Origin of the sequence: Clostridium sediminicola (assembly GCF_050402865.1) — a bacterium.
Taxonomy (GTDB): domain Bacteria; phylum Bacillota; class Clostridia; order Clostridiales; family Clostridiaceae; genus Clostridium_AF; species Clostridium_AF sediminicola.
Genome location: NZ_BAABMF010000010.1, coordinates 114133 through 137928, shown reverse-complemented (window position 1 = coordinate 137928; position 23796 = coordinate 114133). Strand labels below are relative to the sequence as shown.

The 23796-nt window shown below is 29.9% G+C and carries 19 protein-coding genes; 3 read left to right on the top strand and 16 right to left on the bottom strand.

All coding sequences use genetic code 11. The features are described from left to right. Positions 1-2: 2 nt before the first annotated feature. From ACQ3F0_RS16325 to ACQ3F0_RS16285, 9 genes are all read right to left on the bottom strand, one after another. On the bottom strand, positions 3-545 hold the full coding sequence (locus tag ACQ3F0_RS16325) for a Gx transporter family protein (protein ID WP_428866434.1): 543 nt from the start codon (positions 543-545) through the stop codon (positions 3-5). A gap of 82 nt (positions 546-627) precedes the next feature. Next, positions 628-1749, bottom strand: a complete 1122-nt coding sequence (locus ACQ3F0_RS16320; RefSeq protein ID WP_428866433.1) for a DegV family protein — start codon at positions 1747-1749, stop codon at positions 628-630. 130 nt (positions 1750-1879) lie between these two features. Then, a complete protein-coding gene (locus ACQ3F0_RS16315) occupies positions 1880-3607 on the bottom strand; it encodes an FAD-binding oxidoreductase (RefSeq protein WP_428866432.1) in 1728 nt (575 codons plus the stop codon). 68 nt (positions 3608-3675) lie between these two features. Beyond that, positions 3676-4056 (bottom strand): DUF1667 domain-containing protein, encoded by a 381-nt coding sequence (locus tag ACQ3F0_RS16310; RefSeq protein ID WP_428866431.1) that lies wholly within the window; start codon positions 4054-4056, stop codon positions 3676-3678. Position 4057: 1 nt separating this feature from the next. Beyond that, on the bottom strand, positions 4058-5326 hold the full coding sequence (locus ACQ3F0_RS16305; RefSeq protein WP_428866430.1) for an NAD(P)/FAD-dependent oxidoreductase: 1269 nt from the start codon (positions 5324-5326) through the stop codon (positions 4058-4060). After that, positions 5327-7042 carry an NAD(P)/FAD-dependent oxidoreductase gene (locus tag ACQ3F0_RS16300; RefSeq protein WP_428866429.1) on the bottom strand — a complete coding sequence of 572 codons (1716 nt, stop codon included), beginning with the start codon at positions 7040-7042 and terminating at the stop codon, positions 5327-5329. 108 nt (positions 7043-7150) lie between these two features. Beyond that, the gene (locus tag ACQ3F0_RS16295) at positions 7151-7885 is read right to left on the bottom strand and encodes a GntR family transcriptional regulator (protein WP_428866428.1); all 735 of its coding nucleotides are present in this window, start codon (positions 7883-7885) and stop codon (positions 7151-7153) included. A 216-nt stretch (positions 7886-8101) separates the two neighbouring features. Beyond that, entirely contained in the window at positions 8102-8968 is an 867-nt protein-coding gene (locus ACQ3F0_RS16290; protein ID WP_428866427.1) for a DUF4392 domain-containing protein, read from the bottom strand. 211 nt (positions 8969-9179) lie between these two features. After that, on the bottom strand, positions 9180-9503 hold the full coding sequence (locus tag ACQ3F0_RS16285) for a DUF3870 domain-containing protein (protein ID WP_428866426.1): 324 nt from the start codon (positions 9501-9503) through the stop codon (positions 9180-9182). Positions 9504-9642: 139 nt separating this feature from the next. Between ACQ3F0_RS16285 and ACQ3F0_RS16280 the strand changes: the two genes are divergently transcribed. Beyond that, complete coding sequence (locus tag ACQ3F0_RS16280) at positions 9643-10584, top strand: 3-hydroxyacyl-CoA dehydrogenase family protein (RefSeq protein WP_428866425.1); 942 nt, start codon at positions 9643-9645, stop codon at positions 10582-10584. Between the two features lie 71 nt (positions 10585-10655). Here the strand turns inward: ACQ3F0_RS16280 and ACQ3F0_RS16275 are convergent, their stop codons facing one another. Genes ACQ3F0_RS16275 through ACQ3F0_RS16265 form a run of 3 tightly spaced genes read right to left on the bottom strand, consistent with a single transcriptional unit; the run spans position 10656 to position 13626 of the window. Then, complete coding sequence (locus tag ACQ3F0_RS16275; RefSeq protein ID WP_428866471.1) at positions 10656-11657, bottom strand: electron transfer flavoprotein subunit alpha/FixB family protein; 1002 nt, start codon at positions 11655-11657, stop codon at positions 10656-10658. Between the two features lie 36 nt (positions 11658-11693). Then, positions 11694-12476 (bottom strand): electron transfer flavoprotein subunit beta, encoded by a 783-nt coding sequence (locus tag ACQ3F0_RS16270; protein WP_428866424.1) that lies wholly within the window; start codon positions 12474-12476, stop codon positions 11694-11696. Between the two features lie 10 nt (positions 12477-12486). Continuing rightward, positions 12487-13626, bottom strand: coding sequence for an acyl-CoA dehydrogenase (locus tag ACQ3F0_RS16265; RefSeq protein WP_428866423.1), 1140 nt, complete (start codon positions 13624-13626; stop codon positions 12487-12489). 709 nt (positions 13627-14335) lie between these two features. Here ACQ3F0_RS16265 and ACQ3F0_RS16260 point away from each other — a divergent pair. Together ACQ3F0_RS16260 and ACQ3F0_RS16255 are read left to right on the top strand one after the other, a co-directional pair. Further along, entirely contained in the window at positions 14336-15694 is a 1359-nt protein-coding gene (locus ACQ3F0_RS16260; protein WP_428866422.1) for a glycosyltransferase family 4 protein, read from the top strand. Positions 15695-15769: 75 nt separating this feature from the next. Then, a complete protein-coding gene (locus tag ACQ3F0_RS16255) occupies positions 15770-16393 on the top strand; it encodes a flavin reductase (protein ID WP_428866421.1) in 624 nt (207 codons plus the stop codon). A gap of 32 nt (positions 16394-16425) precedes the next feature. On the opposite strand, the gene ACQ3F0_RS16250 is transcribed toward ACQ3F0_RS16255, so the two are convergent. The 4 genes from ACQ3F0_RS16250 to ACQ3F0_RS16235 form a co-directional block, all read right to left on the bottom strand. Then, positions 16426-17667 (bottom strand): HD-GYP domain-containing protein, encoded by a 1242-nt coding sequence (locus ACQ3F0_RS16250; protein ID WP_428866420.1) that lies wholly within the window; start codon positions 17665-17667, stop codon positions 16426-16428. A 279-nt stretch (positions 17668-17946) separates the two neighbouring features. Then, the gene (locus ACQ3F0_RS16245) at positions 17947-21321 is read right to left on the bottom strand and encodes an AAA family ATPase (RefSeq protein WP_428866419.1); all 3375 of its coding nucleotides are present in this window, start codon (positions 21319-21321) and stop codon (positions 17947-17949) included. Between the two features lie 202 nt (positions 21322-21523). Continuing rightward, entirely contained in the window at positions 21524-22906 is a 1383-nt protein-coding gene (gene gltA / locus ACQ3F0_RS16240) for an NADPH-dependent glutamate synthase (RefSeq protein ID WP_428866418.1), read from the bottom strand. After that, positions 22906-23796 carry a sulfide/dihydroorotate dehydrogenase-like FAD/NAD-binding protein gene (locus ACQ3F0_RS16235; protein ID WP_428866417.1) on the bottom strand — a complete coding sequence of 297 codons (891 nt, stop codon included), beginning with the start codon at positions 23794-23796 and terminating at the stop codon, positions 22906-22908. The genes gltA and ACQ3F0_RS16235 overlap by 1 nt, the downstream gene beginning before the upstream one ends.

Below are 23796 nucleotides of genomic sequence, written 5' to 3'. Positions count from 1 at the left end.
AATTAATCATCAAATAACTTTGTTTTTTTCAAATACTTAAGCAAATAATTTGTTGTAATCCCAACAACTATACCTGTTCCTATACCACTCATCATTAAAACAGGTAAATAAGCAACTACATTAATATTTTTAATAATTAGCGCTGCCATTAAAAGTTGACCTAAATTATGCGAAATTGCTCCTGCTACACTGATTCCAATGGTACTAATTCTACTAGATAAAGTAACATATAATACAAACATAACAAAAAAACTAAGGATAGCACCACTAAGACTGTAAATAAAAGTAGAGAATGAACCTAATATAAAAGTTGCCATAATAGTCTTTAATAAGACAATTGATAGCGATTCTTTAAAAGAAAAGAGATAAATAGCAGTTAAAGAAATAATATTTCCTAACCCTAGTTTTACCCCTGGAACACTACTTGGGAAAGGTATTATTCTTTCAATAGCACTCAGAACAATTGCCTGTGCCACAAGCACTGCAGTTAATACAATTTTTCTTGTCATATTTCTTCTAACAGTTTTTTTTGCTTTACAATCCATAAATCTGTACCTCAAAACTTTCTAAAATATTCAAATGCCCTTTTAAAGATTTCTTTAAAAGGACATCCTCTTAGTAAAAATATTATTTCTTGAATTTTTCTAAAATTTCGTTTTTCTTTTCAATAAACTCGTGTTTCTTATCTTCTAAAATTTCATCTCTTTTTTCAAATAACTCATTTTTCTTTTCTAAAATTTCCTTTTTCACTTCATTCAATTCTTGTTTCATTTCTTCAAACTTTTCACTATTCTTTTCAAATAATTCATTTCTTTTTTTAATCATTTCATTTTTCTTCTGAACAAGTCCATGAATTTCATTAACCAACAAGCCATCTTTTCTATTACTTTTCTCTAAAAAGAATAGAGATATTCCTCCAAGTCCTACATGTGTACCAACTGCAACACCCATTTGCATTATAAATATTTCACCATCATATTCAAATTCTTTTAATATTTTATTTTTCAAATTTTCTGCAATCAATTTATCAGAGGTATACCCAATAATTAGAAAATTAGAAATCTCCATATTTATTCTACTTTTTAAATTATCAACATAATGTTTGAGTACTCTTTTTCTTCCACGTTCTTTAGCAACAATTGCTCCTTTTCCATTTTTCATAGACATTATAGGATTTATCTTCAATAACTTACCAATCATTGCACTAGCATTAGATAATCTACCACTTTTAATTAAATTATCTAAATCATTCACAGCTAAATAATGCTTAACGTTGGTCTTAAACATTTCATTAAAATCAATTAGTTCTTCATAAGTAGATCCTTTTTCTCTTAATCTGCAACTTTTTAGAATTAACCATCCACTTCCATGGCTCATACACTTTGAATCCACAATGTAAATTCTTATATTTGAATCTGGATTTTCTTCAAAATAATAATTTTTTGCCAACTCTGCTGATTGATAAGATCCGCTTGTTCCACTAGACATACATATACATAATATTTCTGTATACCCCTTGTTTACTGATTCTTCAAAAATTTTAATGTATTCTGATGGACTTGGCATAGAAGTTGTAGGATGTTCATCTAATTCATCTATAATACTAAAAAATTTATCAGGTGTAATATCTACCTTGTCTCTATAAGTTTTTTCTTCAATTCGTATAGTTAATGGAGCTATACCAATGTCATATTTCTCAATAATTTCTTGCGATAAATCACATGTTGAATCCGCAATAATTCTAGTCATTTTTTAACCTCCACCTATTGACATAAAGTTAATAATTTACATGTCAATATTCAAATTCGAAACCGTCATCATTCGCTTAATAATTTAATAGTAACATACCTTGAATGCTTTAGGAAGACCTTTCCTCTCATTACTTTCTCATTCTTTTTGCTTCTTCTTTTAAATCTAAACCAAGAGTTCCTCCTGGATTCATTATGTTGTTTGGGTCAAAATGGTTTTTTAGTGTTCTAAAAACGTACATTTGATTTTTACCTATTTGATCTTCAAGCCAAGGTGCTGTCATTTTCCCGATTCCATGATGATGGCTCATCGCAGCTCCATATTTTTGAATATTGTCTAATATCCCACCTTGATAATCTAGGTATTCCTCTATATCATTGATTTTTGCTATAAAAATAAAATACAGATTTGCGCCTTGAGGGTATACATGTGACATATGGGTCATACAAATTGTATTAGGTCTGCTCTTGCAAAATTTCCTAACTCCTTCATGAACTTTTCCCATACTATCCCATGTAACTGAACATTCAAGAGTATCAGTTAAAACACCATAATCCTGTAAATCTTCTCTCAAATATGGATCTCTAAATCTTCCATGTTCCCATTTCTTCGTAACATATCCTGTAGTATACATTGCACCATATCTCTTGCATATTTTATGAATCTTTTTCTTTACAACCTTTGTAAAAGATGTCTCACCATCTGTAAATCCAAGGAACATACATCTTTCTCCTGGTTTAAAGCCTCTTGCTGACATTATTGTATCTAAAACTGTTCCTTCTACACCATATAACTTCATTGCTACATCTGTTTCTTCTGGGTCTGATAAACGAAATACAGATGGAAATCCAAATTGTCCTTGCATTATTTCTCTAGCAGCTTCTTGAGCATCTTGCCAATTTTTAAAAATGTAACTGAATTTTCTTTGGTTATCTGGCATATATCTGAAAATTTTCAAAGTAACATTAACTAATATACCATATGTTCCCTCGCTTCCCATCATAATCTGATCTATTGACGGACCTGTAGCCATTGCTGGGTATTCCTCTGTCTTTATTATTCCTTTTGGAGTAACATATTCCTGACATATTACCATATCTTCAATTTTGCCGAAATAAGTAGAATTTTGACCTGCACCTCTTGTTACCACCCATCCACCAACTGCAGAATACTCAAATGACTGTGGAAAGTGGCCGCATGTATATTCTCTTTTTGCTCCAAACATTTTAGGAGCATTATTCAATATTTTTTCATATTCTGGACCAGATAATCCAGCTTGAACAGTAATGGTTTGATTTTTCTCGTTAAAATTGAGTACCTTTGTCATATAAACCCTCATATCAAGAGAAACTCCACCTTTGACACATTCAACCCCTCTTGTAACAGAAGATCCTCCTCCATAAACATAAATTGGAATGTTCTCTTTATCGCAAAACTGAACAATTTTTATAATATCTTCTTTTGACCTTGGATGTATTACTAAGTCAGGAATGTTTTCTACAATACCCTCCCTTAACCTCATCAAATCCACCATAGTCTTTCCATATGCTATCTGTAACCTTGAATAATCATCAGTTCTTATATTCTCTTCTCCAACAATTTCTTTGAATTTATCTATTTGATTTTGAGATAATTTACATGGTTGATCATATGTTACTTTCTCCAAACCTAGTTTTTGTGGCTTTTTAAAATCTTCATCTGTCATATTAAAAGTTTTTTTCATAAGCTTATATAGCCTTTTATTGGGGTGCTTAAACTCATTTGGATCTCCCCATTTTAATATTGACCTATATGAATATTCTGGTGGCGCCTCTTCACACCAATCGGGATAAAATTCTACTTGCTTTTTATCAGACACTTGTATAACCCCCCAACTTGTCACTATATTTTCCAAACTATTTCTTGAAATTTTTAGTTTGGAAATGGTTAGTCGATATAAATATGATTTTCATCATCAACAATTATAGTGCTTGTAGCAACAATATCTACACCACTATCCAACACATTTTCTAAAACTATATCTCCTAAATCAACAGCCTTTTCTACAACAATCTTGTTAATTTCATTCATAACTTTATCTATATCTTTCATAGGTATTTTCCCATCAGTTTTTACTGGTAATCTAGGCATTGTTTTAAAACTTGTTCTTACTGTAGAGCATATAACTCTTTTAGGATTTTTGATTTCTTCTAGAGCAAATTCAAGTCCTTTATCACACGAGTTACCCTTAACAGTATACTCTTCGTGAATTTTTTCTATGATCAACTCACAGCCGTTGGGACATAAAATACACTTAATTTTTCTCATACTAATCCTCCAAATTTTTGAGAATAACTTCAAAACTTGTAATCTTTTTAGTTTTATCTAGATTAAGTTCTAATCGTTTCATTTCTGATGGTTTCAGTTCTTTAAAAGTTTTCTTTTTAAATACTTCTTCATCTATTTTTATTATTACTTCTGTCTTTCTTCTATTAGTTTTAGTTCTAAAGTATAAAATAACTTTTGGATTATTCGATAACAAATCCAACTTTTGAGGAACTACATACAGCAATTTTTTAGAATCATATTGAATTTCAATATTTTTTCTCCTGGATTCTATATGTTCATTAACAGCTGAATATTCAGCAGCATAAATTCCTGCATATTTACCACTTTCTGATACATAGTCTACCAAATCATTTACGTGTAGAGCATTTCCACAAGAATATACCCCTTCAACTGAGGTCATAAAATTTTGATCTACTATAGGCCCCTTTGTAACTTTATGGATCTCAATTCCTAGAGATTCTGCATTTTCATTTTCTGGGATAAGCCCTACTGATAAAATAACAGCATCACATTCTATAATCTCTTCTGTACCTTTAATTGGAACCATCTGATCATCTACAGAACTAATTTCTACTGCTTCTACTCTTTTATCTCCTATTATTCTTGTTATTGTCTTTGATAAATAAAGAGGTATAGAAAAATCATCTAAACATTGAGCTATATTTCTAGAAAGCCCCGATGGATCTGATTTCGCTTCATAAACTCCTAATACTTTTGCACCTTCTAATGTTAATCTTCTAGCCATAATCAACCCAATATCACCACTTCCAAGGATTACACACCGTCTACATGGAAGATATCCAGAAATATTAACAAGATATTGGGCAGTCCCTGCAGTAAAAATCCCTGAAGGTCTTGTACCATTAATAAATATTTGTTTATGTGTTCTTTCTCTACAACCATTAGCTAAAATAAGTACCTTTGATTTTTCTTCAAAAATACCTTTAGATGAATTGACAAGAGTTATTTTAAATATTTCATCTTCTTTTTTTATAGATGTTACATAAGTGGATGTGTATATGTCTATATCTTTCTTTTTTAAAATATTAATATATCTTTCTCCATATTCAGGGCCAGTTAAAATTTCCTTAAAAGTTATAAGGCCAAAACCATCATGTATACATTGCTTTAGAATTCCTCCTAACCTCTTTTCTCTTTCGATAATTAGACATTTAGATCTTCTTTCTTCAGCTCCTATGGCAGCTGCTAAACCCGCCGGACCACCTCCGACAATGATTACATCATACACCTAATCACCTTCTTCTAATTTTGTCTCTTTTAAAACTATCTCAGAACCAAAACCTTTTTTACTTATATCAACCATTTCTTTATTTTTAGCCTCCCTTATTATTTCCATAACAAGAGGAGTACAAAATCCCCCTTGACACCTTCCCATTCCTGCTCTAACTCTTCTTTTAATGCTATCAACACTATCAACCTTGATAGGCGACTTCAGTGCATCTACTATTTCTCCTTTACTTATTTCCTCACATCTACAAACAATCTTTCCATAGTCAGGATTTTGTTTTATCAATTTAGTTCTTTCATTCAAACTCATGTTAGCTAAATTAGGTATCGGTTCTCTAAAAGGTCTCCAATTATCCTTTTTCTTTAATTCAATTTCTTTATTCAACATATCTATCGTTAACATTTCAACTTCTTCTGCAATTGCAGGTGCTGATGCAACCCCTGGAGACTGTATACCAGCAACATGAATCAAATTATCTATATACTCTGACTTTTCTATTATAAAATCTTCCTCATAAGTAGCCGCCCTAGTCCCTGCAAAATACGTTATAACATCACCTTTTGATATACCATTAACAAGTGAAAGTTTATCATTCAATAGCTTATCCAATGTTTCCCTATTTGTAGAGTAATCTTCCCTAAACGGAACATCAAAAGCATTTGGTCCGATAAGTAAATTTCCTTCTACAGTCTTTACAACCCCTCCGCCTTTACTCTTCCTATCCTTCAAACTAATGCTAGGTTTTCCCACAATTGAGTTAAATAGATATCCTTTCTTTTTATCAAGTAATGCTATTTCTCCCTTTCTTGGGTGTATTGAAAAGAATTGATCATTTGCCATTTTAGCAATTCTATCTGAAAATGTACCTGCTGCATTGATAACAATTCTAGGAATAATTGTTCCTTTATTTGTTTCAACTTCAATAATTCCATTCTTTTCTAAATTCATTTTATTAACAACAGTATTTAATGATAGCTCTACCCCATTAGTAATAGCATTCTCAGCATATGCAACTGTCATCCTATAAGGAGAGGTTACTGCTGCGCTTGGAAGATGAATACCCCATAAAATATCTTCATTAAGATTTGGTTCCTTCTTTAAAAGTTCCTGTTTATTTAAAAACTCTATTTCCTTTAAACCTATCTTTTCTGCTTTTCTTTTAAAATAATATTTAACTAATTTTGTATAACTATTATTAAATAAAATTGTTGAACCGCAGCGATCTATTTTTACTCCTAATTCTTTTGATACCTTATCGTATAAATAATTACCTCTAATATTGAATTTTGATTTATTACTTCCTACATGAGGTACTATCCCTGGGTGAATCATCCCATCATTTCTTGAAGAAGTGTGAACTGCAACATCATATTCTTTGTCCACTAATAAAACACTTATATTCCACTTTGATAATTCTCTTGCAATTGATGAACCAATTATTCCGGCACCTATTATTAATACATCAATTTTTCTTCCGTGGATTTCCCTATTATTAACTTTAGGTTTATTCATTTCTGGTATTTTTAGTCCTTTAACAGAAATATTATTTACTACTCCTTTGTACCCTTTCTTAGCAGCATAATAACCAGCCTTAACTACTTTATCCCAAGAATTCACTTCTCCTTCTAATATAATTGACCTATGCCATTCTCTGCATTCTATGCTTACATTCACCTTTTTCTTTAGATTGTGTTCTATAGCCTTCACAGATTTCATGACACCACTCCTTATCCGGTCATCCGGATGTTTATATCTAAATTATAGCACATCAAATTCTATTTTTAAATATAAATAAAAAAAGAGATAATAAAGCTTTACCTCTTTTTAGAATTCATTACTTTTTTTAATTGTAAATGAAGAAAGCTTTGAAGGTACTACAAGATCATAATATTGATATGGTTCTTCATATCCTTCTACATATAGCCATCTATTCATGTTTAGTAGAAGCTTATCTTCTGTTAACTTTAAAGTCTCTGATTCATCCTCATTAGCATCCTTTAATACTACATCTTGTGATATTTTTTTAATGGGTAATTCTAAATCTTCAATAAGAAACTTCCCCAAAGATTCATCTAAATTATAGTCTTTGCAAGTTTCCATAAATTCAAGTTTAAAATAAAATTCTTCTATACCCATAGGATTGTTATCTACATATCTTATTCTTTTAAAATAAAAGCATTTTTCATTGTTATGCCAACGTAATCTTTCTTTCAATTTTGAATCAATAGTAATTACTTTTTTTTCTATAACTTTGTTATGGTGTTGTACCCCATTATTATTAAGAGAATAAGATATACTAATCAATGGTTCAAATCCAAAATAAGCTTCTTTTTTCATTACAAAAGTGCCAATTCCTTGACGCTTTTCCAAATAACCATCATTCACTAATAATGTAATAGCTTCTCTTACCGTAGCTCGCCCAACATTATATTCATCCATCAAATCCTTTTCAGAAGGTATTTTTGAATTTGTTTTCCAATCCTCATTTTTAATTTTCTTCAAGATTTCCTCTTTTAGTTGAATATAAAGAGGGGAATATTTATTTCTGTCTAATGCCATTTCTACCACTCCGTTTATATGTAAGTTTATATTTTATGATATTGTTTAACTTGCAAGTACATGTAAATTATAACTTGCGAACCAGTTCGAAATTTATAGTGACAAGTGACAAGTGACAAGTTCATGATACCTTTCGTAAACGAAAGGTTTCCTTTACTGTGCACTGTCAACTGTGCATTGTGCACTGTTTCTATCGTTATACTAATAATTTTATATTTAACTTACACATTTTGCAATATTGAAATATGATTTAACTACACTTCTTAGCTTTTCCAAAATCTCAATATTTTCTTCTAAGGATATACCATCCACTGTCATTGTTCTTCTTTTTGTACACCCATCTACAGCTCCTGCATTGACCATACTTTTCAGTATTTCTATTTCTATTTCATTATCATGAAGCAGCATAGTACTTGTCAATATGGAAAGTGCTGCACATAGTGCATGTCCACCCCAATTGGATACTCCTGCTACAATTAAATAGTCGGTGCTAATAGACGCACATATTATATCTCCTTGCTCTACTGATTCCCTAACAAAAGATGATACTTTCCCCATACCTACTTCATTACCACCATCACCTACTGCCAATGTGGTGATTCCTAAATGCATCGATTCTTGAAATAATACATCTGTATTAGGAACAACGTCACTTAATTTTTCTCCTCTCATTGAATAACAAAACCCATCATCACTACGTCCAGGTCTTTCTATAGATACTATATGAGATGGTTTGTATTTTTCTAGTAGATAATAGCAAAACTCCTCAGCCTCTATGTATGGAACACTTTCAATTATTGCTTTTACTCCTTTTACTAAAGAACAATTAAATAATATATTTTTAGAATATTTGTCAGTTACAATTATCACCTTTTTACCTAATTTCTCTAATGCACTAGCTAAAGATATCGCTCCAATAGGTCCATCTGTCTCACCTATAAGTTTGTCTTTTATAACAAATCCAGTAACAATCATTACTGTTGTACTACTCAAAAGATCTATTGCACCCTTTTCAAATTCTCCAAACAAATTTATTTTATCCATCCCTCTTCTGTTAAGATTTTTTCTAATTATTTTTTCCATTTGTTTGAAATACTCTTAATTTATATCATTGACTTTCATTTTTTTCACACCTTCTTTACATTATTTTACATGTACGCAAAAAGACCCAGTAACTTTTCGTTAACTGGGTCTTATCTATAGTTGTATATAGCGGATGTCTATATACGAATAAACAAAACTATATTAAGTTTTCTTAAGATTTTCTATAGTATACTCTATTTTATAGTAATTTTCAACCATTTATTATCATCATATATTTATTTCGAGCATCTTTTACCGCTGCGATTACAGCTTTTTGTGCCATACCGTAAAATCTTTCTTGTATTTCCTTAATAATTTCATCAATATCTTCTGTTAAATTATATCCTACAAGAATAGATTTTATAAAATCGTTAGTAACATCTCTCACCATATTACATGTTAAATCAATTACTTTACCGCTATCTCTTTCTAATATAATTCCAACAAAAAAAGTTTCATATATAGCTGAAATTGGATCATTTTTACTTATTCTTGCCGTACCTAATATATAAATTGTATTTTTCTCATAAAACAACTAAATCCCCCCTAAACTCCTGATAATTATATCATAGTGAAGCGAGAATAGTAATATTCAATGCATAATTGCATTACCGTTTTGGTATAATAATTGCTTATAAAAGCTTGAACAACAATTTAAAGGAGCGAAAGTAAATATGAATATTAAAAACATCTCAGTATTAGGTACTGGAACTATGGGCCATGGCATAGCATTGCTTTCTGCAAAAGTAGGATTAAATGTAAAAATGTATGGTAGATCTGATGAAAGTTTGGAAAGAGGTTTTAATAATATAAGAGCCAGCTTAAATAATCTAAAAAATCAAAATAAAATAACAGAAAGAGAATGCCAAGAGGTTTTATACAAAATAAAAGGTGTTAAAACTATTAAAGAAGCTGTAGAAAATACTGATTTTGTAATAGAATCATTAGCTGAAGATTTAGAACTCAAACAAAGAATTTTTAAAGAACTAGATGAAATTTGCGACCCAAAAGTAATTTTAGCTACAAATACCTCAGGACTAAGTCCAACAGCAATTGCTAAGGATTTAAAAAACCCCGAAAGAGTTGTAATAGCTCATTTTTGGAATCCACCTCAATTAATCCCTATGGTAGAGGTAGTACCAGGTGAGAAAACAATTGAAGAAACTATGCTTAAAACCATGGAATGGATTAAATTTATTGGTAAAAAAGCTATCCGTATGGAAAAGGAATGTCTAGGTTTTATAGGCAACCGTCTTCAACTAGCCTTACTTAGAGAAGCTTTATACATAGTTGAGCAAGGTTGGGCAAAACCCGAAGAAGTTGACAAAGCTATAGAATATGGGCACGGAAGGAGATTATCAAGTACAGGACCTTTATGTAGTGCAGATTTAGGAGGTTTAGATATATTTTATGATATATCATCATATCTTTTAAAAGATCTTAGTAATTCTACAGAGCCTTCGAAATTACTAGAAAGTAAAATTAAAAATGGTAATCTAGGAAGTAAAAGTGGAGAAGGTATTTATACATGGACACCTGAAACTTTAGAAAAAAAGCAAAAAGAACGTACAGAAGTTCTATCTTATTTCCTAGAAAGAGATACAAGACAAAAATAAAATTATTAAATAAGGGACAGTTCAACTATGGAAGTTAAACTGTCCCTTATTCTATTACGTAAGGTTTATCTTTACTTATTAGCTTTAACTTTTTTTACTTCTTCAACTAAAGCAGGAATTACTTTGTTTAAATCTCCAACTATACCTAAATCAGCAACTTCAAATATTGGTGCACCTGGATCTTTATTAATAGCAACTATGAATTCTGATTCTTCCATACCTGCTAAATGTTGAATAGCTCCTGAAATACCACATGCAAAATATACATTCGGTCTAACAGTTTTTCCTGTTTGTCCAACTTGGAAGTTTCTATCCATCCATCCAGCATCAACAGCTGCACGAGAAGCTGAAACTAATCCTTTGAACTCATGTGCTAGTTCTCTTAACATTTCGAAGTTTTCAGGATTTTTAAGTCCTCTACCACCTGAAACTAATACACCAGCTTCATCAATATTAGCTTTTTCTTTTTCTTCTTTTACAACTTCTAATATTTTAACATTCATATCTGAATCAACAAAATCAATATTAACTCTCTCAACATTACCTTCTCTTGATTCATCTAATTTAAGTTTTTTCATAACTCCTGGTCTTACTGTAGACATTTGTGGTCTATAGTCTGGACATATAATTGTTGCAAGTATATTTCCTCCAAAAGCTGGTCTTGTCATTAATAGATTTTTTGTTTCATCATCAATTTCTAATGAAGTACAGTCTGCTGTAAGTCCAGTATGAATTCTTGCAGAAACTCTAGGTGCTAAATCTCTTCCTATTGAAGTAGCTCCAAATAAAACTATCTCAGGTTTTTTATCATTTACTATTGAAGCAAATGCTTTTGTATAAGGCTCATTCATGTAGTATTCCAAAGCTTTATCATCTACAAATAAAACTTCATCTGCGCCAGCATATATTAATTCATTTGTTTTATTCTCAATATTGCATCCTAATAATATTGCTGATAATTTTACGCCTAATTTGTCAGCAAGTTCTCTACCTTTTCCTAAAAGTTCAAAAGAAACTTTTTGAATTTCTCCTTCTCTTTGTTCAATAAATACGAAAACACCTTTACTATTCATAACTCCCAAAGTTACCCCTCCTAAATAGAGTATTTATTATAAGTAATATTTTTCTTGTAGTTTTTCCACAATAATTTCTACAGCTTCATTAACTGGTACATCATATACTTTTCCTGCTTGTTTAGCACCTTTAGTAAATGATTTTTTAACTTTAGTTGGAGATCCTTTTAATCCTATTTGTACAGGGTCTAGATCCAAATCTTTCAATGATAAATGCTTAATTTCTTTTTCTCTATAAGCATCATATATACCAGCAATTTGCATATATCTTGGTTTAATATTTTCACTTAAAGTTGTTATTACGCATGGCATTTTTGCTTCTATCATATGATATCCATCTTCAAATACTCTTTTTAAAATTAACTTATCGTCTTGTTTCTTTAAATCATCTACATAACTTACAAGAGGTAATCCTAAATGCTCTGCAATTTGTGGTCCTACTTGTGCAGTATCTCCATCTATAGCTTGTCTACCTGCAACTATTAAATCGAATTCCATATTTTTAATTGCAGATGCAATTGTTAATGATGTTGCCCAAGTATCTGCTCCTGCAAATGCTCTATCACTTAATAAAATTCCTTCATCTGCTCCCATTGCTAATGCTTCTTTTAAGGCTTTATCCGCTTGAGGTGGTCCCATAGTTAGAACTGTTACTTTTGCACCTAACTCATCTTTTAATTTTAATGCTGTTTCTAGTCCAGCTTTATCATCTGGGTTTATGATACTTGGAATACCATCTCTTATAAGAGTTCCTGTTTTTGGGTCTATTTTAACTTCTGTAGTATCTGGAACTTGTTTTATACAAACTATAATATTCATATTATCCCTCCTATTTTAACATTGAAGCTGCTATTACCATTTTTTGAACTTCTGAAGTTCCTTCATATATTTCAGTTATTTTAGCATCTCTCATCATACGCTCAACTGGATATTCTCTTGTATAACCATATCCACCATGTAATTGAACTGCTTTAGTTGTAACTTCCATAGCAGTTTCTGCTGCTACTAATTTAGCCATAGCTGCATATACACTATAATTTTCTTTATTATCCTTAGCTTTTGCTGCTCTATATACTAATAATCTAGCTGCATCTGTCTTTGCTTGCATATCAGCAAGTTGAAATTGAGTATTTTGAAATTTTGAAATTGCTCTTCCAAATTGTTTTCTTTCTTTTACATATTTAACTGTTTCGTCAATGGCTCCTTGTGCTATACCCAATGCTTGAGATGCGATTCCTATACGTCCACCATCAAGAGTTTGCATTGCAATCTTGAATCCTTTACCTTCTTTTCCAAGTAAGTTTTCTTTTGGAACTTTTACATTTTCAAATATTAATTCACAAGTTGCTGAACCTTTGATACCTAACTTAGCTTCTTTTTTACCAATAGTAAATCCTTCATAATCTGCTTCAACTATAAATGCAGATATACCTCTTGTACCTTTGCTTTTATCAGTCATCGCCATAACAATATATGTATCTGCATAACCAGCATTTGTTATAAATATTTTTGATCCATTTAATATGTAATAATCTCCTTCTAAAACAGCAGTTGTTTGTTGGCCAGCTGCGTCAGTACCTGCATTAGGCTCAGTAAGACCAAAAGCTCCTAATTTTTCACCTTTTGCTAAAGGCACTAAGTATTTTTGTTTTTGCTCTTCATTACCAAATTGATAAATTGGTGCTGCACATAATGAAGTGTGTGCAGAAACTATAACACCAGTTGTTGCACATGCTTTAGATAATTCTTCAACAGCCATAGAATATCCTAAGTTGTCTCCACCTTCTCCACCATATTCCTTTGGAAATGGTATTCCCATAAATCCATATTTTGAAAGTTTTTCAACTGTTTCTACTGGAAAACGTTCTTCCTCATCAACCTCTTCTGCTAAAGGCTTAACTTCTACTTCTGCAAACTCTCTGTACATTTGTTGTAGCATTACATATTCATTTGAAATAGAAAAATCCATTACATTACCTCCTTGAAATTAAATAAATTATTATCATAGTGTTAATTCCTTAACGTTAAATACTTAACAATTGCACTTCAAAATTAAGAACTAATTTAAATACCATTTAGTTCCATATAACAATTATCTTTAGTTAGTATTTTACTGCATCGATTTAATAACACTTTTTTTAGATTTATTTGTAGTTTCTTTATTATGAATATATTATTAATCATGTTTATTTTACCTACATAAAATTATAGAGCAATTTTTATGCCATTTTTTTAACAAACTATATGCAACCCTTAATTAAAGCCTTAAAACAACATATTTCTTATCATCTTATATAGTTATCATTCCTATTTTACATGCATTTTTACATCACTTATAATTAGTAGGTTTAGTATTTTTTATTTATAAAATAGATAAAACATGTATCCATCTCATTTTTTTACAACTCCACTCTACGATGCAATAATGCATCGCACTTGCAATATTGCATCACAAATTAGAATTTTCTGAATACAATGGCACCAATTCATCTTTGTCTTATAAAAATCTTTACCATAAATTATGTTTTTATAGTCTATTACTTCAAATTATATCTAATGTATAGTATTATAATATAGAAATAATCAATTAACATTTAAAATCACACTGAATTTTTTATTAATCTTATAGTTTTCAAGATTAATCTTGTATTTTACCAGATAAACATGGAGGAACTAAAATGAAAATATTAATAGCAACAGATGCCTATTATCCTATGATAAATGGTGTTGTTACTTCAACTGTTATTCTCTACGAAGAATTGAAAAAAATGGGGCATGAAGTTAGAATTTTAACATTATCATCTAATAAAAGTGAAAGATTTGAAAATAGTATTTATTATTTGAAATCTATAAAAATAAACATCTACCCAGATGCACGAATAAAATATTTATCGGGTTCAAATATTATTAAGCAAATTGAAGAATGGTCACCAGACATTATTCATACTCAAACAGAATTTTCAGTAATGCTAGTAGCTAAAAAACTTGCAAGTAGATTAAATATTCCTTTAATTCATACATATCATACTATGTATGAAGATTATACTAACTTTTTGATTGGAAGTAAAAAGCTCAACAAAAAAGTAATAATTAAAGTCGTCAAACAATTAGTAAGTAATTTTTCTGGAGTTATTGCTCCCACGGAAAAAACAACTCAAACTTTATTACGATATAAAGTAGCAACCCCAATATATACTATTCCAACAGGGTTAAACTTAGATAAATTTAATAGAACTATTGAAACGTCTGAATACATTTCTTTAAAACAGAAGTATGATTTGATTAATAAAAAAACCTTAGTTTACCTTGGTAGGATTTCTAAAGAAAAAAATATAGATGAAATAATCCATTATATAAAAAACAATAAACCTTATTTTAATGATAAAAGATTTCTAATTGCCGGCGGAGGCCCTTATTTACTTAATTTAAAAAAATTAGTTCATAATTATGCTTTAAATGACATAGTCAAGTTTACCGATTTTATTAATCCTGATGAGGTATATAAATACTATAAATTGGGTGAAGTTTTTGTTACTGCTTCTACAACCGAAACTCAAGGTCTTACTTATATTGAAGCGATGGCTTGCGGTATACCTGTAGTTTGCAGAAATGATGATTGTGTAGAAACTCTAATTAAAAACAATGAAAATGGTTTTAAATACACTGACGAAAATAGTTTTATTTCTTCTCTCAATACAATTTTTTCTTCAAATGAACTTTATAAAACTATGTGTGAGAAAAGTAAATTGAAAACCAATGAATATTCTAGCGAAACTTTTGCTTCAAATGTCTTAAAATCATATACAACTTTAATAACAGCTCATAATCAAAATTCAGAAAATGAATTTTCTTTTGGCAATTTATTTACTGAATTTCAAACTTTATATAATTTAAAAAGAAATTTGGGAGAAACATTTGATTATTCAAAAGACAAAATTAGCTTCAGAATTAATAGAATGAAGGATGGAACTTATGAAATAAGACAACATATGAAAGATAGAATTAACTCAGTCCGTGATAAGTACAAATCTTCTTAATATATTTTACAATTATAGCATTATGGCTTACAATTATTATATATATTTGTAAATTAATCACAAGGAGTGGTAGATATGGATACGAAGGCATTTTTTAAGCTTAGTTGTGGATTATATATTGTTTCAAGTTGCTATGATGGTAAACAAAGCGGTTGTATAGTTAACACTCTTTCACAGGTAACGTCGAAACCCCCAAAGTTATCAGTAACAGTTTCAAAAAACAATTTTACAGAAAAAATCATCCAAAAATCCGGATATTTCAATGCGACTTCCTTAACACAAAATACTAAAATGGATTTAATTCGTGAGTTTGGATTTAAATGCAGTGAAACTGTAGATAAATTCGTGAACTTCAGTACTAAAATAGATGAAAACGGAATCAAGTATGTAACAGATTTTGCATCTGCAAGATATAGTTGTAAAGTTATCGATACCCTTGACCTAGGCACTCATGTAATGTTTATAGGCCAAGTATTAGAATCAGAGGTATTAAGGGATGATGAAGTTATGACTTATAGTTATTATCATAGAATAAAAAAAGGAATCACTCCCCAAAATGCGCCTTCTTATAATGAAGAGCCTTTAAAACAAGGATATCGTTGCAAAATTTGTGGATATATTTTAGAATCTAATGAAATCCCTGAAGATTATATATGCCCTATTTGCAATGCTAAAAGGGATCAGTTTGAAAAAGAGTAAAGAGGCAAACATCTTGCTTCTTCATTCTTTTTTTATTTAAATTTTTTTAAAAATAATGTTACCAAATGGGGATCAAAATACTTTCCTGATTCACTTTTTATTATTTCAATAGCTTTTTTATTAGAAAAGGCCTCTTTATACGATCTCTTGCTTGTTAACGCATCATAGACATCAGCTATTGCCATTATTCTTGCAGATAAAGGAATATTTTCACCTTTCAACCCATCAGGATAACCAGACCCATCGAATTTTTCATGATGATGTCTCGTTAATTCAACACCCATATCAATAAATTTGTTACTATGCATTTCATTTGTTACACTTTTTAAAAGCTCATTACCAATAATAGTATGTTTCTTCATCTGCTGAAACTCTTTATATGTTAATTTACCTTTTTTATTAAGTATAGAATCTTCAATACTTACTTTACCTATATCATGTAAAACGCTAGCTACTTCAATTGTATCCATAAATTCTTGTTTAGATATATCCATTTTATCAAAGTATTTCTCATCAATTTCTTCTGATATTATTTTACAATATTTACTTACTCTCACTATATGAGAACCTGTAAAATTATCTCTAGATTCAACAAGTCTAGCTAGTACAAATACTGTTTCCACCTGTAAATCATTAATTTCTTCTACTTGTACTCTTATCTTATTCTCAAGATTTTTATTATATTCTTCAATTTTTTCACCTTGTAAAAAATTCTTTCTGTTTATAAATTCTAAATTATAACTACCTAACATTCCTATTATATTTGCACCAATGAAAAACAATGATGAAGAAATAAATTGTATAGTTATACTGCCCCCATGTATAAAAAAGCCAAAAATATAAATCAAAAAATTAGTCCATCCTCCTATTACGGAATAAGTATACTTTAATTTAACTAGAAAATAACCCGAAAAATATACCATAAACATGCCACCGTAATATGAAACATTATCTGGCTTTAGTATTAACATTATTGTAACCCCAGCCCCTGCTACAATAAAATCAATAAGTAAAATTTGTTGATAAATGCTCACAAAAAAACTTTTATAGGACAAATAAATAGTAATAATAATTAAAGGAATAACAACATAAAATCTAATGTAAAAAAATAAATATCTATATTCATAACAAAGAAAGTAATCGAATAAACCAAAGAAAGCATACAATAAAGAAAAAGCAGTTAATACTTTTCTAATTTGATTTACTTCTACTTTATATCGACAAAGTAAATATAACTTTTCTTTTTCAGAACTAAATCCTTCTCGAAGTTTCATTATAAAATACTCCTTTCTTGATATAAAATTTATTTTCAAAACACTGTCCTTTTTATCTCCTGCTAAATACTATAATATGTTCTTTTATCCAACAAAATACAAATTAATTATTTATTTTCTTATATTGTACCATGATTTACCTATTATTTGATTATATTTCTTTAGCTTATAAAAAATTAAAAATAGCAATATAATTGACAACCAAAAATATCTACTATCGTCAAAATACGATAATAGATATTTTTAATCTTATAGAATCAAAATAATTACATAAAATTTCTATGTATTTTTATGTAAAAATATTTTTTTTGCCTGGAATAAATCACTACTAATAATAGTATTAATCTTATCATTTCCTATTTTAGAATCGAAAATCCGTATACTCTGCACTCTAATTATATTGTCAAGAAATTGTTTTATCATAAGCCCATTTTTTATAATAATATACTTATTTTCATAAAACTCAGTGATTATTTTTCCAATATTTTCTTCACATTCACTATCGAATGAATAACCTTTATCTTTTAAAACTTTCAAAGCCATATTTATTAGTCCTTCTTCAGAATAGTCGTCAAAATCCAGTAATGTTGGAAATCTATAGCTTAATGCAGGATTTTGTCTCATCAATTCTCGTATATTGTTTTCTTCTCCATTCAAAACAATTATTATTCTATTCCTATATTTATCTATAAATTTAATCAGTTCAACAATAACGTTGTTTGAATCCTCTCCTTCAATAAACAAATCCGTTCTGTCAATAAACAAAACCTTTCCTATACCTTTATTCAGAATATCTTCCAGTTTCTTGCCACTTTTTAATGCAGTATCAATTTCATACTTACTAATCTGCAATGGTGTCTTAGCCTTTACCATACCAATACTGTACAACATTTCAGACAAGATATTCAATGCAATATTTTTTCCTGTTCCTACTTCACCTGTAAAGATAATATTCATATATTTATTTATATCTGAGTTTACACCAATTTTTTTTCTTTTTTCATTAATTCTAAACAGCTTATACTGATTTCTCAAAAAATCTTTAGCCTTTTCGTTATCAGAAATCTTCTTAAGTTTATCTTCAAGATTAAAACTCTTGTCATTTTCTGAAAAAATAAGTTTTTGTACATCTCCAGCAGTAATTAAATTCAATTCATAAGCACTTATCTGTTCTTCAGCAACTCTTACACTTTGTATTCTTATCAAATTTTCAATATGATTCCTTACCATTCTAGCATTACCTGACTGAACATCTGCATTCTCATAAATATCAACAAAGCTTTTCTCAAGCTCTATATTCCCATTTTTTGATAATTCAAACCCTTTTGAATGAAGTAATCTAATACCTATCTCCAATAGTTCATTTGGTCTATAATCTTCAAAATTTGTCCATAACGGAAATCTTGATCTTAATCCAATATTCACATCAAAGAAATCTTCCATTTCTTTGCTATAGCCTGCTAGAATAACAATTACTTCTTTTGAATAATCTTCTATTAATTTAAGCAGTGTTTCTATAGCCTCTCTACCTAATGAATCATTAGCTAGTGTATAAGCCTCATCAATAAATAGTATTCCACCTATAGCTTCTTTAAATTTTGCTTCTGTTTTTATAGGTGTTTCCCCAAGATTTTCTGAAACAAAACTTGATCTATCTGTTTCAATGAGTTGTCCACCTTTTAAAAATCCCATGCTATTCAACATTTCCGCAACCAGTCTTGCTATACTAGTTTTCCCCGTTCCTGGATTACCAGCAAAAACCATATTTAAGTTCTGTTCAATTTTTGTATCAACACCTACAGATTTTCTTTTTTCTTGTGCAATCAATAATTTATATTGATTTCTCAGCAAATTCTTTACTTCTTCTAGTCCAACTATCCCTTTTAATTTCTCCTCTAAATCAAATCTAACTTTAGCATTAAAGTTAAAATTAGATCTATCTAGTATATCTATTTGTCTTTCTAAATCTAAAAGGTATTTTTTAGAAGCATCCATAATGGCATTTTCAATTACATTCCTTACAAATCTTGCATTTCCAAGTCCATTGCTTTCAATAATTTGATTTTTAGTAAATAAATCTATCAAATCATTTTTTACATTATTAGCTATGTAATATCCTTTTTCTTTTGCAATATTAACAGCTATTTCATACATTTCTTCTGGTGTATAATCTCTAAAATGTACTACATTATTGAATCTGGATTTTAATCCTTGATTGTAATTCAATAATCTATCCATATCTTTTTCATATCCTGCTAAAATTACGACTAGATTATCTCTATTATTCTCTATTCCCGTTAAAAGTGTATCTAAAATTTCTCTTCCTACTTTATCATCTGCATTTTCGCATAAAGAGTAAGCTTCGTCAATTAATAGAACTCCCCCAATGGCTGATTTTATGATTTCGTTGGTTGTTTTAGCTATATCATTTGTTTCTCCTGATATAAAATCTGCTTTACTAACTTCTACAAAAACATTTCTAGATAATATCCCAATGGCTTTAAGAAACTCAAAGGTAATTCTAGCAGCATTGGTTTTTCCTCCCCCTGCATTTCCTACAAAAACCATATTTAGTGACATTTTAGCAGTCTTCATATTAAGTCTTTCTCTAATTTTTTGTACCTTAAAGTTATTTTCAATATTATTTATATGTTCTTTGAATTCTTTCATCCCTACTATTGAATCTAACCTATATTTTACCTCTTCAAGGGATGGAGTTACATAATCTTTTAGTTTATAAACTTCATTGTTAATTTTGCTGTATATCTCATTATTTTCAACATACAATAAAATTCTACTATTGCTTTCAGTCTTTTGCTCATCAAATATTTTCGTTAATGGATTGCTTAACTTATATCGTATATAATCCATTAAAGTAAAGTTTTCATCTTCATTAAATTTATTAATATATGATAAAATGCCATAATCTTCTTCTATATCATCGCTTTCTTTATTTCTAAATGTAATATCTACACTATATTTTAACTCTAATTCTTTCAATACTTTAAATATTACCTTTTTCATAAGAATTGTTTTCTCATCAATTGTTAAATTTCTTGTGTATAAAACTTTATCTCTGTTCTTTATGTTGTTTTGTACAAAATCATAGTAATTATTATTCTTCTTTTTATCATATAAAAATACAAGGAACTTGTCCCCACATTTTATCTTATTAATTGCATCTTCTATATTTTCAGATGTTTCTAAAAGAAATCGATTCTTCATAACATAGTTTGATTCTAATTCAATATTTTTGTTAGGATATATTCTAGATAATATACTAAGCATCTGATCTGATGCCATTTCAACATTAGTAAAAATAATACCTTCAGAACTATTACTTAGTATTTCATATAAATCTGACAAAAAAGCATTATATCCATAATTAAAGTTATATGAAGCCAAATCAATTTCTTCAAGAATTCCTTCTTTTAGAATCTTATTAGCTATTAACTCCTGAAACATGTATCTAATACCTACTTTTTTAAATGTGTTAACTTCCCCAACAACAAGTAAAGCACCTTTTTCTTTTTCTATTATTTTTTCTTCGAAATAGCTACTCAATTCTGTAAAATAATCTTCCTGCCCAATAAATTCTTTATTAAGTTTTTCTACTATTTCTGAAAAGACATCTTTTATTATACTCTGTTTCATATTTCTTCTCCCCCTTTTGTATATTTATTCCATTCAAAAACTAGACTACTTGTTTTTGATACTAACTCAAACATAATCCCCTAAAATATTGTAAATTATGACACAAGGTAAAATAATTATAACATAAACAATAATTATGTATATAAAAAATACCTGCAATCTTATTTTTTAGACTGCAGGTATTACACTAAAATCAATTTTATTATAAATTTAAAGCTTTATCAATAGCATTAGCAGCTGTTTTTCCCGCACCCATAGCAAGAATAACTGTTGCAGCACCTGTTACAGCATCTCCGCCAGCATATACTTTATCCTTTGAAGTAAGTCCTGTTTCCTCTTCTACTACGATACATTTCCACTTGTTTATTTGAAGTCCTTTAGTAGTAGATGGGATTAATGGATTGGGATTTGTACCTAGTGACATGATTATTGTATCCACATCCATAACAAATTCAGACCCTTCAATTACTATTGGTCTTCTTCTTCCAGATGCATCTGGTTCTCCAAGCTCCATTCTTACGCATTTCATTCCGTTAACCCAGCCATTTTCATCTACTAAAATCTCCACAGGGTTTGTCAATACGTCCATAACTACCCCTTCCTCTTTAGCATGATGTACTTCTTCAATTCGGGCTGGAAGTTCATCTTCTGATCTTCTATATACAATATGAGAGTCAGACCCTAATCTTAAAGCTGTTCTTGCTGCATCCATTGCAACATTTCCACCACCTATAACAGCAGTTTTCCTACCAACTTTAATAGGTGTAGAATAGTCTTTTCTATGAGCCTTCATCAAGTTTATTCTGGTTAAAAATTCATTAGCTGAGAATACACCATTTGCGTTTTCACCAGGTATTCCCATGAATTTTGGAAGTCCAGCACCAGAACCAATAAATACTGCGTGGTACTTCTCTTTTTCAATCAATTCATCTATTGTAATAGTTTGTCCGATTATTATATTTGTTTGAATATTAACCCCTAACTTTTTAACATTTTCTATTTCATGTTTTACCACTGTATCCTTTGGAAGTCTGAATTCTGGAATACCGTATACTAGTACACCACCAGTCTCATGCAAAGCCTCATAAATAGTTACTTCATAACCTTTTTTAGCAAGATCCCCTGCACAAGTGAGTCCTGCAGGACCACTTCCGATTACTGCAACTTTTTTGCCTTTCTTAGGTTCGGTTTGAGACAAGTCAATATTGTTTTCTCTTGACCAATCAGCAACAAATCTTTCAAGCTTACCAATTGCTACAGCATCACCTTTTATAGCAAGAACACATTTTCCTTCACACTGTACTTCTTGAGGACAAACTCTACCACATACAGCAGGAAGTGCGCTATATTTAGAAATTACTTTTGCAGCCTCTTCAAATTCTCTATTTTTTACATGTTGAATAAATCCAGGAATATCTATAGCTACAGGGCACATAGGCACACACATAGGTTTTTTGCAGTTGATACATCTACTTGCTTCTTTTACTGCTTCTTCTTCAGTATAACCAAGACAAACTTCTTCAAAGTTTTTTGCTCTTTTTGTAGCATCTTGTTCAGAGATAGGCACTCTAGGCATCTTAGCCATTACTCATCACCTCCGCATAAACCACACCCACCAGAGTGAGTATCACCTTCAATTTCTTTAAGTTTATTTCTTCCCTCTTCTGTTTTATACATAGTTTGTCTTCTCATAGCTTCATCAAAGTCTACTAAATGACCATCAAACTCTGGTCCATCAACGCATGCAAATTTCACTTCATCTCCAACAGTAACACGACAAGCACCACACATACCTGTACCATCAACCATAATCGTATTTAAACTTACAGTTGTTTTTACATTATATTCTTTTGTAGTAATTGAAACAAATTTCATCATTATCATAGGACCAATAGCTATAACATGATCATATTTTTTCCCTCTATTATCTACAAGATCTTTAAATAAATCAGTAACCAAACCATTGAAACCATAAGAACCGTCATCAGTAGCTACATATAAATTATCAGCAACTGCTTCCATTTCCTTTTCTAATATTAATAAATCTTTTGATCTAGACCCTAAAATCACGTCTGCTTTAATTCCATTTTGCCATAACCATTTAACTTGTGGATATATAGGAGCAGCACCTACTCCTCCAGCTATAAATAAAATATTTTCATTTTTTAGACTTTCTAAATTTTCAAAGATAAACTCAGAATGTTTTCCTAGAGGACCTACGAAGTCAGCAAAAGCATCACCAACTTCAAATTTAGCCATATTTTCAGTAGATTTACCAACACATTGAAATACAATAGCTACTGTACCTTTATCTCTATCGAAATCAACAATTGTAAGGGGAACTCTTTCACCCTTTTTATCATCTATAACAATAACAAATTGTCCTGGTTTAGCTGACTTTGCCACCATTGGCGCTTCTACATCCATATAAATAATGTTTGGCACCAAAACTCTTTTTCCTACTATTTTATACAT

Coding starts and splice junctions, on each gene's coding strand:
- ACQ3F0_RS16270 (WP_428866424.1), bottom strand. CDS start 12,476: ATGAATATTATAGTTTGTATAAAACAAGTTCCAGATACTACAGAAGTT.
- ACQ3F0_RS16265 (WP_428866423.1), bottom strand. CDS start 13,626: ATGGATTTTTCTATTTCAAATGAATATGTAATGCTACAACAAATGTAC.
- ACQ3F0_RS16275 (WP_428866471.1), bottom strand. CDS start 11,657: ATGAATAGTAAAGGTGTTTTCGTATTTATTGAACAAAGAGAAGGAGAA.
- ACQ3F0_RS16310 (WP_428866431.1), bottom strand. CDS start 4,056: ATGAGAAAAATTAAGTGTATTTTATGTCCCAACGGCTGTGAGTTGATC.
- ACQ3F0_RS16235 (WP_428866417.1), bottom strand. CDS start 23,796: ATGTATAAAATAGTAGGAAAAAGAGTTTTGGTGCCAAACATTATTTAT.
- gltA (WP_428866418.1), bottom strand. CDS start 22,906: ATGGCTAAGATGCCTAGAGTGCCTATCTCTGAACAAGATGCTACAAAA.
- ACQ3F0_RS16325 (WP_428866434.1), bottom strand. CDS start 545: ATGGATTGTAAAGCAAAAAAAACTGTTAGAAGAAATATGACAAGAAAA.
- ACQ3F0_RS16255 (WP_428866421.1), top strand. CDS start 15,770: ATGGATACGAAGGCATTTTTTAAGCTTAGTTGTGGATTATATATTGTT.
- ACQ3F0_RS16290 (WP_428866427.1), bottom strand. CDS start 8,968: ATGGAAAAAATAATTAGAAAAAATCTTAACAGAAGAGGGATGGATAAA.
- ACQ3F0_RS16250 (WP_428866420.1), bottom strand. CDS start 17,667: ATGAAACTTCGAGAAGGATTTAGTTCTGAAAAAGAAAAGTTATATTTA.
- ACQ3F0_RS16260 (WP_428866422.1), top strand. CDS start 14,336: ATGAAAATATTAATAGCAACAGATGCCTATTATCCTATGATAAATGGT.
- ACQ3F0_RS16300 (WP_428866429.1), bottom strand. CDS start 7,042: ATGAAATCTGTGAAGGCTATAGAACACAATCTAAAGAAAAAGGTGAAT.
- ACQ3F0_RS16280 (WP_428866425.1), top strand. CDS start 9,643: ATGAATATTAAAAACATCTCAGTATTAGGTACTGGAACTATGGGCCAT.
- ACQ3F0_RS16245 (WP_428866419.1), bottom strand. CDS start 21,321: ATGAAACAGAGTATAATAAAAGATGTCTTTTCAGAAATAGTAGAAAAA.
- ACQ3F0_RS16295 (WP_428866428.1), bottom strand. CDS start 7,885: ATGGCATTAGACAGAAATAAATATTCCCCTCTTTATATTCAACTAAAA.
- ACQ3F0_RS16320 (WP_428866433.1), bottom strand. CDS start 1,749: ATGACTAGAATTATTGCGGATTCAACATGTGATTTATCGCAAGAAATT.